The 17,101-nt window shown below is 49.6% G+C and carries 15 protein-coding genes and 2 pseudogenes; 10 read left to right on the top strand and 7 right to left on the bottom strand.

Annotation, left to right across the window (positions count from 1 at the left end):
• Positions 1–2 precede the first annotated feature (2 nt).
• The 5 genes from GGR41_RS07255 to GGR41_RS07235 are packed head-to-tail and all read right to left on the bottom strand — an operon-like array spanning position 3 to position 3,861.
• Positions 3–821: an MlaA family lipoprotein gene (locus GGR41_RS07255; RefSeq protein WP_167661305.1), complete on the bottom strand. Its 819-nt coding sequence runs from the start codon at positions 819–821 to the stop codon at positions 3–5.
• A gap of 45 nt (positions 822–866) precedes the next feature.
• Entirely contained in the window at positions 867–1,322 is a 456-nt protein-coding gene (gene mlaD, locus GGR41_RS07250) for an outer membrane lipid asymmetry maintenance protein MlaD (protein ID WP_077734227.1), read from the bottom strand.
• A gap of 15 nt (positions 1,323–1,337) precedes the next feature.
• Entirely contained in the window at positions 1,338–2,126 is a 789-nt protein-coding gene (gene mlaE, locus GGR41_RS07245; RefSeq protein ID WP_077734228.1) for a lipid asymmetry maintenance ABC transporter permease subunit MlaE, read from the bottom strand.
• A complete protein-coding gene (locus GGR41_RS07240; RefSeq protein WP_077734229.1) occupies positions 2,123–2,947 on the bottom strand; it encodes an ABC transporter ATP-binding protein in 825 nt (274 codons plus the stop codon). Before GGR41_RS07240 ends, mlaE begins: the two co-directional genes overlap by 4 nt.
• Positions 2,948–2,979: 32 nt before the next feature.
• On the bottom strand, positions 2,980–3,861 hold the full coding sequence (locus GGR41_RS07235) for a DMT family transporter (protein ID WP_167661304.1): 882 nt from the start codon (positions 3,859–3,861) through the stop codon (positions 2,980–2,982).
• Between the two features lie 183 nt (positions 3,862–4,044).
• On the opposite strand from GGR41_RS07235, the gene GGR41_RS07230 reads away from it, so the two are divergent.
• The 6 genes from GGR41_RS07230 (at position 4,045) to glmS (ending at position 11,672) form a co-directional block, all read left to right on the top strand.
• Positions 4,045–4,869 carry an NUDIX hydrolase gene (locus tag GGR41_RS07230; protein ID WP_167661303.1) on the top strand — a complete coding sequence of 275 codons (825 nt, stop codon included), beginning with the start codon at positions 4,045–4,047 and terminating at the stop codon, positions 4,867–4,869.
• 44 nt (positions 4,870–4,913) lie between these two features.
• A complete protein-coding gene (locus tag GGR41_RS07225; protein ID WP_167661302.1) occupies positions 4,914–5,609 on the top strand; it encodes a PhaM family polyhydroxyalkanoate granule multifunctional regulatory protein in 696 nt (231 codons plus the stop codon).
• A 24-nt stretch (positions 5,610–5,633) separates the two neighbouring features.
• Positions 5,634–7,007, top strand: a complete 1,374-nt coding sequence (glmU, locus tag GGR41_RS07220) for a bifunctional UDP-N-acetylglucosamine diphosphorylase/glucosamine-1-phosphate N-acetyltransferase GlmU (protein ID WP_167661301.1) — start codon at positions 5,634–5,636, stop codon at positions 7,005–7,007.
• A 2-nt stretch (positions 7,008–7,009) separates the two neighbouring features.
• Positions 7,010–8,401 carry an MFS transporter gene (locus tag GGR41_RS07215; protein WP_308633748.1) on the top strand — a complete coding sequence of 464 codons (1,392 nt, stop codon included), beginning with the start codon at positions 7,010–7,012 and terminating at the stop codon, positions 8,399–8,401.
• A gap of 8 nt (positions 8,402–8,409) precedes the next feature.
• On the top strand, positions 8,410–9,630 hold the full coding sequence (locus tag GGR41_RS07210) for a glycosyltransferase family 4 protein (RefSeq protein WP_167661300.1): 1,221 nt from the start codon (positions 8,410–8,412) through the stop codon (positions 9,628–9,630).
• 218 nt (positions 9,631–9,848) lie between these two features.
• Positions 9,849–11,672, top strand: a complete 1,824-nt coding sequence (gene glmS, locus GGR41_RS07205) for a glutamine--fructose-6-phosphate transaminase (isomerizing) (protein WP_167661299.1) — start codon at positions 9,849–9,851, stop codon at positions 11,670–11,672.
• Between the two features lie 440 nt (positions 11,673–12,112).
• On the opposite strand, the pseudogene GGR41_RS13345 reads toward glmS, so the two are convergent.
• Positions 12,113–12,247, bottom strand: a pseudogene (locus GGR41_RS13345) (transposase); the annotation flags it as partial.
• 57 nt (positions 12,248–12,304) lie between these two features.
• Positions 12,305–12,365 (bottom strand): annotated as a pseudogene (locus tag GGR41_RS13340) (IS200/IS605 family transposase); the annotation flags it as partial.
• A 69-nt stretch (positions 12,366–12,434) separates the two neighbouring features.
• On the opposite strand from GGR41_RS13340, the gene GGR41_RS07195 reads away from it, so the two are divergent.
• From GGR41_RS07195 to GGR41_RS07180, 4 genes are all read left to right on the top strand, one after another.
• Positions 12,435–13,472, top strand: a complete 1,038-nt coding sequence (locus GGR41_RS07195; protein ID WP_167661298.1) for an RNA-guided endonuclease InsQ/TnpB family protein — start codon at positions 12,435–12,437, stop codon at positions 13,470–13,472.
• A 155-nt stretch (positions 13,473–13,627) separates the two neighbouring features.
• A complete protein-coding gene (locus tag GGR41_RS07190) occupies positions 13,628–15,094 on the top strand; it encodes a SulP family inorganic anion transporter (RefSeq protein WP_167661297.1) in 1,467 nt (488 codons plus the stop codon).
• A gap of 127 nt (positions 15,095–15,221) precedes the next feature.
• Positions 15,222–15,731, top strand: a complete 510-nt coding sequence (locus tag GGR41_RS07185; protein WP_167661296.1) for an arsenate reductase ArsC — start codon at positions 15,222–15,224, stop codon at positions 15,729–15,731.
• A 62-nt stretch (positions 15,732–15,793) separates the two neighbouring features.
• The gene (locus GGR41_RS07180) at positions 15,794–17,083 is read left to right on the top strand and encodes an arsenic transporter (protein ID WP_167661295.1); all 1,290 of its coding nucleotides are present in this window, start codon (positions 15,794–15,796) and stop codon (positions 17,081–17,083) included.
• Positions 17,084–17,101: the final 18 nt, after the last annotated feature.

The following is a 17,101-nucleotide window of genomic DNA, read 5'->3' as shown; positions in this document are numbered from 1 at the left end:
GATTAGTTTGTGGTGGATGTGGTGTCTTCGTTATCGTCAAAGTCTTCGTAGTTAGGAAGATCATCGCCGTAGCTATCATCCGTTGGGCTACGAAGTTTTCGGTTAACGAGTGATTGACGACGTTGCAAATACGCATCGCGTATAAAGCTATAGCGATCTAATGCAATGTCATTCACCATCGCATCCGCATCCAATAAGCCTGTACGTAAATCGACAAAGTACAAACCTAAGATCGAGTTCCTAACGGGCACGTTTTTAATTGCCACAATAGGAGAAGACTCGCTAAAGCCAACGGCTACACCGCCTGCTAGGGCTGCGCTGTCTCGTACTGTGCTGGGGCCAATCAGTGGTAGCACGACATAAGGCCCAGAGCCAATGCCCCATACCCCTAAGGTTGTTCCAAAATCATTAGGAATACGTTGCGCACCGTTTTTAGAGGCCACATCAAAACAACCGCCTACACCCATCGTGGTGTTAAACAAAACACGCCCCAAGGTGTTAAAGAAATCATGTGGCCGACCCTGCAAGAAGCTGTTGGCTGCTGACCAGACATCCCCTACGTTACGGAACATATTATGTATACAAGATTGTACGGGCTGCGGGGTGAGCGTTTTGTAAGTGTTTGCAATGGGTTTTACCAACGCGTTATCAACGTTGTAGTTGATTTTGTCCATGGTGCGGTTGTAGCTTTCCCATGGGTCATTGGGGTTGGGATGCTCTACGGTGGCGCATCCTGTAATGACGAGTAAAGACGTGGCGGCTAAACCCAGACGACCCCAGGCGGGGGAGTTTTTGGAAAGGCTCTCAGGTGTAGTAGGCATAAGATCAAACTCGAAAAGAAAGAGAGGGCTCAGACAAGGCCAACGTTAATCGCTGGCTTTGCTGTAGAGGAACTTGCTGATGAGGTCTTCAAGCACAACTGCACTTTGGGTATAAGTGATTTTGTTGCCGTCTTTGAAGTCGTCCTCGCTGCCGCCAGGAGTTAGCCCAATGTATTGCTCTCCGAGTAAGCCCGAGGTCAATATGGAGGCTGAGCTGTCATCGGGGAAGAGAAACTTTTGGTCGATTTCCAAGGTAGCCGTTGCACGGTATTCCGTGGTATCAAACCCAATATCAACCACGCGCCCCACCACTACGCCACTACTTTTAATTGGGGCTCGTACTTTAAGCCCTCCAATATTATCAAAAGAAGCATGCAGTTTGTAAGTAGGCGCAAAAGAAAACGTACTGAGATTGCCTGCTCGTAGCGATAAAAAAACCAGAGCGAGAAGGCCAATTAAGACAAAGAGTCCTACCCAAAAATCGCTTTTGTTGTTTGACATAAACCTATTCCAAAATTAGTTGCTAAACATAAGAGCTGTGAGCAAGAAATCCAGCCCGAGCACGGCCAAAGAGCCGCTAATTACGGTGCGCGTTGTGGCACGAGCCACGCCTTCGGGTGTGGCCTTAGTCGTCCAACCGGTATAGAGAGCAATCATGGTGACCACCACCCCAAATACCACGCTTTTAATGACCCCATTGAGGACGTCATTGATCACATCGACACCCCCTTGCATTTGAGACCAGAACACGCCTGGGTCAATGCCAATCATTAAGACGCCAACGACCCAACCGCCGATAATCCCCACCATAGAAAACACAGCAGCGAGCACAGGCATCGCAATGATCCCAGCCCAAAGGCGCGGCACTAAGATACGACGCATAGGATCGACGGCCATGACCTCCATGGCGGCAATTTGTTCGCCGGCTTTCATCAAGCCAATTTCAGCGGTTAACGAAGTGCCTGCGCGCCCAGCAAACAGTAAGGCGGTGACCACCGGCCCTAATTCGCGTGTCAGAGAAAGCGCCACCAGCAAGCCAATGGCTTCTTCGGAGCCGTACCGTGTCAAGGTGTAATACCCTTGTAGACCTAGTACAAAACCAACAAACAGCCCGGAGACACTAATAATTAAAAACGAGTAATTTCCAATAAAATGAATTTGTTGGATGACTAAGCGTGGACGCGTAAAAATGACACTGCTACGAGCCAACAAAGCAAAAAAGAGGCGTGTGAAAGCACCGAGAGCCACAATACTGTGACGCACGTGCCTGCCTAAAGCGGAAATCGGAGTCGTAAGAAAAGTCATGATTTATTACGTTGTTGGAGCCAATTTTCAAATGCCGGCGTAACAGGGTAATTAAAGGCAATGGGGCCGTCTGGCTTGCCGTTTAAAAACTGCTGTACGTATTCATCGTTGGATTCCAGTAACTGATCTGGCGTGCCACTGGTAATGAGTTTCCCTTGACCCACGATGTAGACATGGTCGGCAATTTTAAAGGATTCGGGAACGTCGTGGGTGATAATCACCGAGGCGCAATGGAGCTGATCAGATAAACGACGAATTAATTGCGCTGTGATGCCTAATGAAATCGGGTCCAGTCCAGCAAAAGGCTCGTCGTAAAGAATCAGCTCGGGTTCAAGCACAATGGCACGAGCCAGCGCAACGCGGCGCGCCATGCCGCCGGAAATTTCAGAAATATATAAATGGGCCGCGGCTTTAAGACCGACGGCCTCGAGCTTGTCGAGCACAATTTGAGTGATTTCGGTCTCAGTTTTATTTGTTTGCTCGCGTAGTGGAAAAGCCACGTTTTCAAATACGTTGAGGTCGGTAAATAAGGCACCGTGCTGAAAAAGCACCCCCATGCGCTTGCGTAAGGCTTGCAGTTCATGGGAGTTAAGGTGGGCAATATTTTTTGAAAACGCCGTGATGGTGCCAGTCTGCGCCACGATTTGACCTGTTGCGGCGCGAAGTAAGGTGGTCTTTCCCGAGCCAGAGCCGCCCATTAACGCGACCACTTGGCCCTTTTGAACCTTAAGACTGATATGTTTTAGGACGGTAAAGTCCCCATAGCCTAAAGCGACATCATCAAAGTGCAAAACGGTGGCGGAGTCGGTCATAGAGGTCATAAATACAAAATAAAAAAGGCAGCGTGTAGTCTTTATAGCGTACTTTTCAAGCGTAGACGTAAAAAGCCCGTGGCTAATAATGTGCCAACTAAAACAAGAGCGGTACTAAAAAGCTCGTTTAAACCAAAAGGCTCATTTAAAAGTAAGACGCCCCAAATAATACCAAATGGTGGCACTAAAAAGGTAACGGTTACACTGCGTGCCCCACCGATGGACGCAACCAGACGATAAAAGATAATGTAGGCTACCGCTGTACACAGTAACGCTAAACTGAGGGCGGAGCCCCAAGCGGTCATAGAAACGGGATGTTGGGGCCAAAACCAAATGGCTAAGGGCAACACACACAAGGTAGCTGAACTAAAGCTACCCGCCGTCACGGCAATGGGGTCTGCGCCCTTTAAGTATTTAGTGCTGAAGCTTGCGGCAATCCCATAACTGATAGTGGCACCCAATGAGGCTAGCACCGCTAAGCTTTGGTGGTGATCGTGGAAGAACAGCTTGTCATACACGAGAAAAACGATGCCACTAAAGCCCACAATAAGACCAATAAGCCGTGACCCACTTAGGTGTTCGCCAAGCCAGAGCCGCGCAATGAGGGCACCAAATAAAGGGGTCATGGCGTTAATGACGGCAATGGTGCCCGTAGGTAAATACTGAGTAGCATAAACAAAAAAACTAAATGGGATCGCGGCATTGACCACCCCCACAAAGGCAATAGCCCAACGGTATTGACGCAGAGCGTGCCATTTTCTTTGCCACGCTACGACGCTGAGCATGGTGATAGCCGCCACACCTACGCGGACCAACATGAGGGGCCACGTACCAAAGTCTACGACGGCTAAACGCATAAAAAGAAACGAGCTGCCCCAGATAGCGGCGAGAAGAAAAAGTTGCTGCAGGTCGTGGGCTTTCATAGGCAAGCGGCCTTGGCTGAAAAAGGAGAGAAAGCAGTAATTGTATCCGTTTGATCGGCGTCTCGCTGCTTTTCGCTGACTTCACAAAGGGAGCAAAGAGGGTAGGGGCTACGTAAATACCAGTTACTATCTGCTAAGCTTAGAGGCTGCCCGATTTAAAGGTAATTCCATTACAATTTAATCATGACCCTTATTCAAACACTTCCCTCATTGGCTGACTTAGATCAGCGCTACCAACAATTACTTCAACAGGCGTATGACTTGCCAACAGCACAGAGTCGTCCTGTGACGGTGTGCAATCGATTATGCGGGTGGGCAACAGCGGAGGCCACTGCCGTACTTGCGGCATTACCTGGCGTTCAAGTCAATGAAACAGGGGTGCATATTGCTTGGGCTCAAACACCCAGTCCTGCTGTGAATACCCTCTTAGCAGAGATTGCTGTGCAATTGGATCAAGCCGGTTTAGTCAAAGCTTGGCGTGATGAACTCTTGCATGTGTTGGCAAATACCGAGGTGGTTGGAGCCATAGAACGCGGTGCTGTGCGTCCTCTCGGTTTGGTCACACAGGCTGTGCATTTAAACGCATGGAGCCACGACGGCAAGCTGTGGGTAGCAAAACGCGCTGCCACCAAACCCACGGATCCAAATAAATGGGACACGATGGTGGGCGGGTTAGCTGTCGCTTTCGAGGATTTAGACACCTCGTTGTTGCGTGAAAGCGAAGAAGAGGCCGGGCTGCTGCCACAGCATTTAGGGCAGCGTGAGCCTTTACGTCACTTATTACGTATGTACCGTCAGTTGCCCGAGGGCTATCAGGTCGAAGACGTTATTATTAGTGATTGTGTGCTTGAGGCAGGTGTGATTCCTCAGAACCAAGATGGCGAGGTCAGTGAAACGCGGTTGCTCACTATTTCAGACTGGTGGGAAATGATGCAAACCGGTGTATTTACGCTTGAGGCCGAGATGGTGCTTATAGATAGTGTGCGTTTACGGCTCATGCAGGCATAATAGATCTAGGTAGACGTAACTAGACGTAAAGGAGACGCTTGATCATGAAAAACAATCCATTTGATATTCCAGGTTTTGCTGTTAACCAAGACAACCCGCTGCTAGCTAGTTTAAATATGATGCAGCAAATTTGGGGCAATATGGCAAAAAACCCCCTTGATTTGGCCACGCCGACCAGTGCCATTCCCACTATCGAAGAGCTCACTAAGCGTATCGAGGAATTGCAAGCAGTGGAAAGTTGGTTACGCCTTAACTTGTCTATGTTATCTAGCACCATTCAAGGCTTAGAAATTCAGCGCAGTACATTGACTACCTTGCAAGCCATGGCAAAAAGCGGCCTAGGGGCTATGTCTGAACTAAGCAGCATGATGGCTCAGAGCGATGAAAAAGCGACCGACGCAAACCCAGACACCACTGAGCAAACTGAAGACACTGCCGACGACAGCCTGCGCCAAGCGGGTCAAGCCTGGTGGGATCTATTACAAAATCAATTTGAAACCCTAGCCACAGCAACGGCACAGTCGATGCAGCAAGCGCAAAGCGTCGCAGACAACCTATCTGCTGGTGTGGCGTCTCCTTCGGCTGACAGCACCTTTAAATCCAAACAGGCGGCGCAAACGGCGGCAGCCAAAAAAACAGGCCACACGACCAGCGCCACCAAAACCACAAAAACCACGTCTAAAAGCGCTGCTAAAAAAGCAGCCAAAAAGACAGCTAAGGCGGCGAAAAAAACCTCTTAGCCCTAACCTAAGAACGGGATGTATATGTTAAATGTAGTGATTCTTGCAGCGGGTAAAGGCACTCGTATGCAATCAAATTTACCTAAAGTGCTACACCGTATTGCGGGTCAAAGCATGCTGGCACACGTCATGCAAAGTGCGCAAACCCTGCAGCCTGATGCCGTCATTGTGGTGACGGGGCATGGTGCAGAGCAAGTAAAAAATACATTTAACCACGATACTGCAATGCAATTTGTCTTGCAGCAGCCCCAATTGGGAACCGGCCATGCCGTGCAACAAGCCGTGCCAGCCTTGCAGGGTGGCACCGATCCACAAGACACCACTTTAATTCTGTATGGGGATGTACCAATGGTGCAGCCACAGACCATGCAGGCGTTAATTGCGGCCCGAGGTCAAGGCATGGCCGTTTTAACCGAGTTTTTATCTGACCCCACTGGCTATGGCCGCATCGTACGCGACGCCGAAGGGCGTATCCAACGTATTGTGGAACACAAAGACGCCACCGAGACCGAGCGCGCCATTACCGAAGTGAATACCGGTATTATTGCCGCGCCTACGGCCCAACTTAAAGACTGGCTGGCTCGGTTAAAAAACGACAACGCACAACAAGAGTTTTACTTGACGGACATCATTGGCTTTGCCGTAGAAGACGGCGTCGAGGTGAACGCTGCGCATCCTGAACACGATTGGGAAACACTAGGGGTAAATAGTCGTGTGCAGCAAGCCCAATTAGAACGAGCTTGGCAACGCGAGCAAGCCTTGCGCTTAATGCACGCCGGAGTTACGTTGGCTGATCCAGAGCGTATTGATATTCGCGGCACTTTAGAGTGTGGACGGGACGTGTTTATTGATGTGGGGTGTGTGTTCGAAGGCCATGTGGTGCTCAAAGACGGGGTACAAATCGGAGCACACAGCGTGATCAAAGACACCCATCTTGGTGCAGGTACAGTGGTGCATCCATTTAGCCACCTAGACCAGAGTCACGCGGCCGCCCACACATCCATTGGCCCCTTTGCTCGGTTACGTCCAGGCACGCAGTTAGGCGAGCGCGCACATATCGGTAATTTTGTCGAAGTCAAAAACAGCCAATTCGACACAGACGCTAAAGCCAGTCATCTCAGCTATATCGGCGATGCGCAAGTTGGCCAGCGCGTTAATATTGGCGCAGGGGTTATTACGTGTAACTACGATGGCGCCAATAAATTTAAAACGGTTATTGGGGACGATGCATTTATTGGCTCCGATTCGCAGTTAGTAGCTCCGGTTGTCATCGGTAAAAACACCACTGTAGCAGCCGGTACTACCGTAACACGCGATACTGAAGACAACGGTTTGGTTTTATCCCGTACACCTCAACACTACAAAGCAGAGTGGCAGCGTCCTAAAAAAGTGAAATAACATTGGCAAGCTCAAGCCATTCTTATACTGCCCATGCAGATTTGCCTGATGGGTTGCCTATGCCGCGTCGCATTTATGCGGCGCTTACGCTTTTGGTTTCGTTAGTTATTACGGTGCTTGATGCCAGTATGTCTAATGTGGCCTTACCCGTCATTGCGCTTGAGCTAGGCATTGATGCAGCGGTCGTGGTGTGGGTGGCCATTGCCTACAGCTTGACCATTGTCATGACACTACTGCCGTTCTCAGCCTTAGCAGAGCGTATCGGCTTAGGGCGGTTGTTTACCTTAGGAGTAGGGGTTTTTTTAAGCGCCTCTATTGCCGCGGTGTTTTCGTATGATTTTGCCACCCTCATCATGGCACGCATTGCTCAAGGTATTGGGTCATCCATGCTGATGTGTTTATTTGGGGGTCTAGTACGTAATATTTATCCGCTGCGTCGCTTAGCCATGGGCTTAAGTCTCAACGCCATGACCGTTTCATTAACAGCGGTGCTAGGGCCGTCTTTAGGGGCTTTTATTTTAGACTGGGGCTCATGGCGGTGGATTTTCTTTTTGAATATTCCTTTTTGTATTGCGGCTTGGTTTGGGGTGCGGTTTTTGCCTAGAGTGCCACGTAATCAGCGTCGGTTTGACTGGTTTGCAGCGGCCATGAGTTTTCCGGTTTTCGGACTCTCAATTTTAGGGCTGGACTTAATTGCGACGCAGTATGTGTGGGCGTCGGTCTGCTTAGCCGTGGCGGCGTTGTGTGCTTGGGTGCTGATCCGACATTCTTTACGGCAGCATGAGCCACTGGTGCCCATTGATCTCTTGCGCGTTACGCCAGTGGCTTATGCTGTTGCTGCCTCTGCGTTTTCTTTTGCTGCACAAATGGCATCCGTCGTTGCGCTGCCGTTTTATTTTCAGCGCATTATGGGTTATAGCTACAGTGAAATCGGTGTAATGTTAGGGATATGGTCACTGGGTGTCGGTACGATGGCACCGATGGCGGCTTGGCTATCAAGTCGTGTCCCCATTGCGCTGCTTTGCGCAACAGGGGCCGCTACCATGGCCAGCGCGACCTTATTACTGGTGTTTTTAGACGCTCAATCTGCCAGTTATTGGGTATGGGCTTCCATGCTATTAGGTGGCATTGGATTTGGTTTGTTTCAAACACCCAATAACCGTGCCATGTTGGCCGGTATTCCTCGTCACCGCAGCGCGGCTGCGGGGGGCATGCAGGCCACTACCCGTGTTTACGGACAAAGCTTTGGCACAGCCTTGGTCGCCCTCGCGTTTGCGTATGGGGCAGCTCAAGGCCCTATACTAGGTGTATTGGTGGCAACTGGCTGTGCACTGATGTCATTGGGCATTAATATTGCCCGTCATTTAAACCCCGCTTCGGACCCTGACTTTTAAGTGTTGTTATGCGTGTTTTATTAATTAATTTTGAACGAGGTTGGCGTGGGGGCGAACGACAAACCCTGCTGACTGCGCTAGGTCTTAGTGAACAAGGGCTGCTACCCACCGTGTTAGCACGTCAAGGCGAGCCGCTGGCGCAACGTCTGGCTGTTCTTGGTATCCCTGTGATTGAATGCAAATCGCCACGCCAAGCGCTGTGGTATTTGCTACGCCAACGCGATCACTACGACATCTACCATGCGCAAACCTCGGCCGCTTTAACCTGGCTCGCTAGCTTAAAATTTTTGTTAAAAGGTAAAGTCGTGTTTACGCGGCGTACTGCGTTTCCCTTGCGTCGTGAGGGGCAGACCGAAACGCACTATCAACAACGCATAAAAAAATTGCGTTGGAAGTGGTCCAAAGTCGATGAGTTCGTTGCTATCAGTGCAGCGGCGGCCCATGACCCTCAGGAACTTGGCTTTAAGCCTATCATTATCCCTAGTGCTGTCGAATTTGTACCTGCTGATACCGATCATATTATTGCGTTCACCGAACAGCATGACCTCGGAGGACGCTATGTGTTAGGCACCGTCGCAGCCTTAACCTCAGAAAAAGACCCAGAAACCACAATCCGAGCGGTGCATGCCTTATGGCAACAACGTCAAGACTTTGTGTTCTTGCATTTTGGTGCCGAGGGCGATGCGGCGCCGGCGGCGCGAGCCTTAATTAGCGAATTAGGCTTAGAGAATGTCTACAAATTGATGGGATTTGAGCGTCGTATAGAGGACATGTATCGGTTAATGCATGTGTTTGTACTAAGCTCGCGTTTTGAGGCGTTAGGCAGTAGTGTTTTGGATGCGTTTTTGTACGCCGCCCCGGTGGTTGCAACCCAGACGGGGGGCTTAGCCGAGTTATTGGCTGATGAGCGAGGCATTGCCTGCGAAGTGGGCGATTTCAATGCCATTGCCGCCGCCTGTGATCGTATCCTTGAGGACGAAGCGTTCAGAAACCAACAAATTTTAACGGCGTTACGCTGGGTACAAAAAGAGCATGGCGTTGATACCATGGTCCAGAGCTATATCGACCTATACCACGGACGTCTACGTGCAGCTCCCGAGCCAAGCACGGACTTATCCGCAGAGCCTCTAGACCCGCCTGCGGTTGAACCAGCACTTGAACCTGTACTGGCATCTGAGCCGGTGTTCACCGTCAGTGAGGTAGAGGAAAGCGCACCTAAACATACGTGATGAACCACGCCTAACGACGAATTAGACGCGTTAGGTGTGACGATGCTTTTTCACTTAGCGAATACGCAAAGCCGTGCGGTTTAGGGCGAGCCGTGCTCCAACCCTGTTGCTGTGGTGCACACGATACTGCATGCTGTCTTACTACGAAAATTAACTTTTTCTTTTTTCATTTTTTTTGCAAAATAGAAAACTAACTTTCTTTTATAAAGGTTAAAGCTATGTGCGGCATTGTGGGTGCGGTAGCGCAAAGAAATATAGTTCCTCTTTTGCTTGAGGGCCTCAAGCGTTTAGAGTATCGCGGGTATGATTCCTGCGGTTTAGCCGTGTTCAAGGAACAGCAATTGGTGCGAGCGCGTAGCACGCAACGAGTGGCTGAATTAGCTGCTGCCGTCGAGCAAGACGGCTTGGCCGGCCAGTTGGGCATTTCACATACGCGCTGGGCAACCCATGGTGCGCCCGCCACACAGAATGCCCACCCACATTTCTCTGGGCAGCCGGCTCGTATAGCGGTGGTTCACAATGGCATCATTGAAAACTACGAGTCATTACGCGCAGAGCTGATCGAGGCCGGTTATGTGTTCGAGAGCCAAACCGATACCGAAGCCATTGCTCACTTGCTAGACCATCTGTATGACGGCGATATGTTTTCAACGCTGCAGCAGGTGTGTCAGCGCTTGCAAGGTGCCTATGCGCTAGCGGTAATGTGTACAGCTGAACCTACACGTTTAGTTGGTGCCCGCTCTGGCTCGCCCTTGGTGGTTGGCGTCGGCCAACAAGAAAATTTTCTGGCCTCCGATGCCTTAGCAATTGCAGGGGTAACCGATCAAATCATCTACCTCGAAGACGGTGATTTGGTGGATTTGGGTTGCGACCACCTGCGCATAGTGGATAAAAGTGGCACAACCACACACCGAGCGATTCACACCGTTCAAGCGCAGATGGCGGCGGCCGATTTAGGCCCCTACCAGCATTACATGCAAAAAGAAATTTTCGAGCAACCACGCGCCGTTGCCGATACCTTACAAGACATTGAGTCCATAGGCCCCGAGTTATTCGGTGCTGACGCGGCCGCTATTTTTCAGTCTATTGATCGTGTGTTGATTTTGGCCTGTGGCACTAGCTTTTATGCGGGCTTAACGGCCAAGTACTGGATAGAGTCGTTCGCACAGGTACCAGTCGCCGTAGAAATCGCCAGTGAATACCGCTATCGCGATAGCGTACCTTTTAACAGTACGCTGGTGGTCACCATTTCCCAGTCTGGTGAGACCGCTGATACCCTTGCGGCGTTAAAACATGCGCAATCCCTAGGCATGCACCACACCCTGACCGTATGTAATGTAGCGACCAGCGCCATGGTACGCGAATGCGCCCTGCATTTTATTACGCGTGCCGGAGTGGAAATAGGGGTGGCCTCGACCAAAGCCTTTACCACCCAATTAACCGCTTTATTTTTATTGGCATTAAGCCTAGCTAAAGTCAACGGATTGCTAGATGCCGCCCAAGAAAGCCACTACTTAAATAAATTACGCCATTTACCGGTAGCCATTGGGGCTGTGCTGGCTTTAGAGCCTCAAATTATGGACTGGGCCGATCACTTTTCCCGAAAAGAAAACGCCTTGTTTTTGGGCCGCGGCATGCATTACCCCATCGCCCTTGAAGGCGCATTAAAGCTAAAAGAGATCAGCTACATTCACGCCGAAGGCTACCCCGCCGGCGAACTAAAACACGGCCCGTTAGCATTGGTCACCGAGCACATGCCTGTGGTTACCATCGCCCCCAAAGACGACTTATTAGAAAAATTAAAATCCAATATCCAAGAGGTGCACGCCCGAGGTGGCGAGTTGTATGTATTCGCTGATGCCGACACCTTGATTCGCTCTGAGGACCACATCCACGTCATCCGCATGCCTGAACACTACGGCGCCTTATCCCCCATCTTGCACACCATCACCTTGCAGCTGTTGTCGTATCACACCGCACTAGCGCGCGGCACCGATGTCGATAAACCCCGCAACTTGGCAAAGAGCGTGACGGTGGAGTAGGGGTTTGGGGGCTTTTGCTGCTGATTGTAGAGTGACAAAATAGATTGCACCCAGACGAAATAATTTGCTGCTGTTGCGATCTAAATTTCATCTGGGGAAATGGTTTATGGTCGAGAAAAAGTGAGTCAGTCGCAGCGAGTTAACGCGTTCACTAGGCAGTGCTCATTCGCTGCGCTCATTCCGCGCTGAACCGTTCACTCGTTAACTCGCTGCTCATTGGCAGATTGTTGAACCCAGACAGTAATAATAAATAAGAGTAGAGGGTGGATTGCTTTTCTTGGAGGCAAAAGCAGTAATGAATAACCAAATAAAGCCATTCATGAGGCTGATGGGGTGGTGAATTTGTACTATTAGAGGGGTGAGCTGAGAGATGTTATAGTTTAGCCCAATTAATAGTAAATGCTTTTCTCTTTATCAAATCGCGCGGAAAACCCCGCCGTTCAGGGCGCAGATAATAGTGCGGACGCGCTAGCGTTTTCGTATCCCCTTGGCGTCTGTTGTTGCTCAATGTATTGTCGGACGATCTCGATAGGCGCACCGCCACAACTTCCGGCAAAGTAGCTCGGCGACCAGAGAGCACCGCCCCATAGTTTGTTGTGAATACTCGGATGCTTCTTTTTGCGAATCATCCAGCACGTCTTTTGTGAACACACCACGGCGGTACTTTGTCACAAAGACCAAGTGAACGTGCATGTTAAAAACACAGTGTCTACCGCGTCTAATGCCGTTGTTTTTCTCCCTAGGCCACGTATCATTGTTAGTATGAAACGATTGCAAGCCTATCAATACGAACTCAAGCCTAACGGTGCTCAGCGACGCGATATGCGCCGCTTTGCCGGTGCGTGTCGTTTCGTGTTCAATAGGGCGTTGGCATGGCAAAAAGACCGTTTCCGCTACCCGCAAGGCTGCCAACTCGATCAGGAAAACAGCCGTATCTTTCTGCCCAAACTGGGCTGGGTACGCTACCGCAACAGCCGCGAGGTATTGGGCACGGTGAAAAACGTCACCGTAAGTCATAAGGCAGGCAAGTGGTTCATCAGCATCCAGACTGAACGCGACGTCGAGCCACCGGTTCCACAAGGCACGTCAGCGGTTGGCGTCGATATGGGTGTGGCGCGTTTTGCTACGCTCTCGGACGGCACGTACTATGCACCGCTCAACCGTTTCAAGCGGCACGAAGCCGCCCTGCGTAAAGCGCAGCAGGCATTAAGCCGCAAGATCAAATTCAGCCACAACTGGAAAAAGGCAAAAACCCGCGTCCAGCGTATTCACTCCCGCATCGGCAACGCCCGCCGCGACTACCTGCATAAAGCCACGACCACAATCAGCCAAAACCACGCGATGGTGTGTATCGAGGATTTAAAGGTAAGCCACATGAGCCAGTCGGCAGCAGGCACCACCGAGCAACCGGGGCGAAACGTTCGGGCCAAGTCCGGTCTGAATAAAGCCATCTTGGATCAAGGCTGGTTCGAGTTCCGCCGTCAGCTAGAGTACAAACTGGCGTGGGTAGGAGGTTGGCTTGTCGCTGTACCACCGCACTACACCAGTCAGACCTGCCCTGAATGTGGGCATTGCCATAACGCAAATCGTCCTACGCAAGCGGCCTTCGCCTGTGTGCAATGCCGTTTCGAGGCGCATGCCGAGGTGGTGGGTGCGATCAATATATTAAGGGCGGGACACGCCCAGTTCGCCTGTGAAGTGAGTGGTGCAGTCAGGCCGCCAGCAGCAGGAACCCACCGAAGCGACTCTGGGGGCGGCTCAATGCCCCCCTTGAGCGCCGTAGGAGTCCCCGGCCTTTAGGCGGGGAGGATGTCAAACCCATGTAACTTATCGCTACCCCCTTTTCTTCACTTTGTTTTTCTGTTGTTTAATAAAGCACAGTGGGTGGCTCATGGCGTCTATTTTGTCCCTTGTTGTTGGCTCTAGCTGCCTGCTGTGCAGAATTGGATTTCTGCATGTTTCATTTACATTCCACATGGTTTTTTAATACGCGCCGAGACATGATCTCGGGGCTCTTAGTTGCCTTGGCACTCATTCCCGAGGCGATTGCTTTTTCTCTTATTGCTGGTGTAGATCCTAAAGTGGGCTTGTATGCCTCTTTTAGTATCGCCACCATTATTGCGTTTGTAGGTGGCCGTCCAGGCATGATTTCGGCTGCGACTGGAGCCATGGCTTTGGTAATTGTGTCTTTAGTTAAAGACCATGGTCTCCAGTATCTGTTAGCGGCTACCATTTTGGCAGGCTTAATTCAAATCGTAGCAGGTATGATTAAACTGGGTGGTTTGATGCGCTTTGTGTCTAAGTCAGTAGTCACGGGTTTTGTTAATGCTTTGGCTATTCTTATCTTCTTAGCCCAGCTGCCTGAGTTAGCGAATGTGACTTGGCATGTGTATGCATTGACTGCGTCCGGTTTGGCTATTATCTATCTACTACCGCGCATCACAACTGTGCTTCCTTCGCCTTTGGTGACGATTGTGGTGTTAACGGCTATAACGATGTGGTTTGGCATTGACGTGCGCACAGTAGGGGATATGGGGGAGTTACCAGATACGCTACCTATTTTTCTCATTCCCGATATCCCTTTTAATTTAGAAACCTTACAGATTATTCTTCCTTACTCCTTGACCTTAGCGGTAGTGGGTTTATTGGAGTCGTTGATGACGGCTTCCATCGTTGATGACATGACCGATACCCCTAGTAATAAAAACCGCGAAAGTATGGGGCAAGGTGTAGCAAACGTGGCTACAGGTTTTTTGGGTGGGATGGCAGGCTGTGCCATGATTGGGCAGTCGGTGATTAATGTGAAAGCGGGTGGCCGAGGTCGTTTATCGACCTTATGTGCTGGTATTTTTCTACTGATTTTGATTGTGTTTTTAGGAGATTGGGTTAGCCAGATTCCTATGGCTGCATTGGTTGCAGTGATGATTATGGTTTCGATCAGTACGTTTGATTGGCAATCGGTTAAAAATTTGGTGGTTCACCCCAGAAGCTCTAGTGTAGTAATGATCGCTACGGTAGTGGTGACTGTTTGGACGCATGACCTAGCAAAAGGCGTGCTTGTGGGCGTGTTGTTATCAGCAATCTTTTTTGCTCACAAAGTGGTAGATATTTTGCGTGTGCATAATTATCTTTCCGAGGATGGGACGTGTCGTATTTATAAAGCTAAAGGGCAGCTGTTTTTTGCGTCAGCAGGGCAGTTTGTTGATAGCCTGGATTTAAATGAACCTATCAAGTCAGTACACATTGATTTTTCTGAGGCGCATATTTGGGATTTAACAGCAGTTGAGGCGTTAGAGAGGGTACACACTAAGTTTAGTCGCAAAGGGGTGAGGATTCACTTCATTGGCCTGAATAAGCCGTCCCGTCGTATTATTCTACAGCTGGCAAACGAGCCTAAAAAAATATTGGCGGCATCTCGTTAACTCACTTATTTTAAAGAAAGAGCCTGGTTTTATAGATCAGGCTTTTTTGTGCCCATTGACATCATTTCAACTATATTTGTACTATTAAAATAACTGGTATCGTTAACCACTGACTAACGGAGTTCTTATGAATGAGCCCCAGGTATCCCCTTTGACTGTTTTGTTTTTATGTACACACAATTCTGCCCGCAGTATTTTGGCTGAGGCCTTGCTTAATGACATTGGGCGTGGGCGCTTCAAAGCATACTCGGCTGGCAGTAATCCTAGCGAAAATCAACAACCGAATCCTTTTGCGTTACGTGTATTGCAGCATGCGGGGGTGTCTACCGAGGGGTTATACAGTAAAAGTTGGGATGCATTCTCTGGTCCAGAGGCGCCAACAATGGATTTGATTATTACTGTGTGCGATAACGCAGCCGGTGAAGTGTGCCCTATTTGGCCGGGTCATCCCGCTACAGCGCATTGGGGTTATTCCGATCCTTCTAATCTCGGCGACTCAGAAGAGGAAAAACTAGCGGCGTTTAACCAAACGATGCTGATGATTCGACGTCGGTTAGAGCTGCTCAGCAGCTTTCCTAAGGAAAAGCTAGAGCACACGTATTTACAGCAAAGTGCAAGAGAACTGTCAGAGCTATAGTTGGCTCTTTTTCTGTCCATGGTGTTTTTTTCCCCTAAAAGTCTATGCCTTAGGAATATGTTGTGTTAGTTGCTATTTTGATTTTTGTTTTGACCTTGACCTTAGTAATCTGGCAGCCCCGTGGCTTGGGTATTGGCTGGAGCGCGTTAATCGGGGCAGCGGTAGCTCTTGCTTTTGGGGTGGTGCAATGGACGGATATTCCCGTGGTTTGGGGAATTGTTTGGAACGCCACCGCAACGTTTATCGCTGTCATTATTATTAGTTTGCTCTTGGATGAGGCCGGTTTTTTTGAATGGGCAGCACTTCATGTTGCGCGCTGGGGAAAGGGGTGTGGCATTAAACTGTTTGCGTTAACTGTTTTGTTAGGTGCCGCCGTTTCTGCTTTATTTGCTAATGATGGAGCCGCTTTAATTTTGACGCCTATTGTGATGGCGATGTTGATGGCAATGGGCTTTTCTGCGGCAGCAACGTTGGCTTTTGTCATGGCCGCAGGTTTTATTGCAGATACGGCTAGTTTGCCATTGGTGGTGTCTAACTTGGTCAATATAGTCTCTGCGGACTACTTTTCTATTGGCTTTACAGACTATGCGGCAATTATGGTGCCTGTTAATTTGGTGTCTGTCTTAGCCAGTCTGTGTGTGCTGATTGTATTTTTCAAGCGCGATATACCTATTAGTTATAGCTCGGCACATTTACCACAGCCGGCTAAGGCGATTAAAGACCCGTTAACCTTTAAAGCCGGTTGGGTCGTGTTGGTGCTATTGCTGATCGGTTTTTTTGGGGTAGAGCCTTTAGGTGTGCCTGTTAGTGCCGTGGCAGCGATGGCGGCGGCATTGTTACTGGCGGTCGCTGCCCGTGGAAAGGTGATTAGTCTAAATAAAGTTTTGCGAGGCGCACCTTGGCACATTGTTGTTTTTTCACTAGGTATGTACTTGGTTGTGTATGGCTTACGCAATGCCGGCTTAACGGATTACATTGCGTTGTTATTAAATAAATTTGCAGAAGGCGGTATATGGGGAGCCGCTATCGGTACAGGTGTGCTGTCTGCTTTGTTGTCTTCCGTTATGAATAATATGCCTACTGTGTTAACAACTGCGCTTTCTATAGATGCTTCGACTGCGAGTGGTTCAGTGAAAGAGGCCATGGTGTATGCGAATGTGATTGGCAGTGATCTAGGGCCGAAATTTACCCCTATTGGCAGTCTGGCTACTTTGTTGTGGTTGCATGTGCTAGCAAAAAAAGGAACCACAATTAGTTGGGGGTATTACTTTAGAGTGGGGGTGGTTTTGACCACACCTGTCTTATTAATTACTTTGGTGGCACTAGCTCTACGTTTAGGTGCTTTTTCTTGAAGCAAAAAATCGCTTAGA

It is taken from the genome of Paenalcaligenes hominis (genome assembly GCF_011927625.1).
Taxonomy (GTDB): Bacteria; Pseudomonadota; Gammaproteobacteria; order Burkholderiales; family Burkholderiaceae_B; genus Paenalcaligenes; species Paenalcaligenes hominis.
This window is presented reverse-complemented; position numbering and strand designations above follow the sequence as displayed.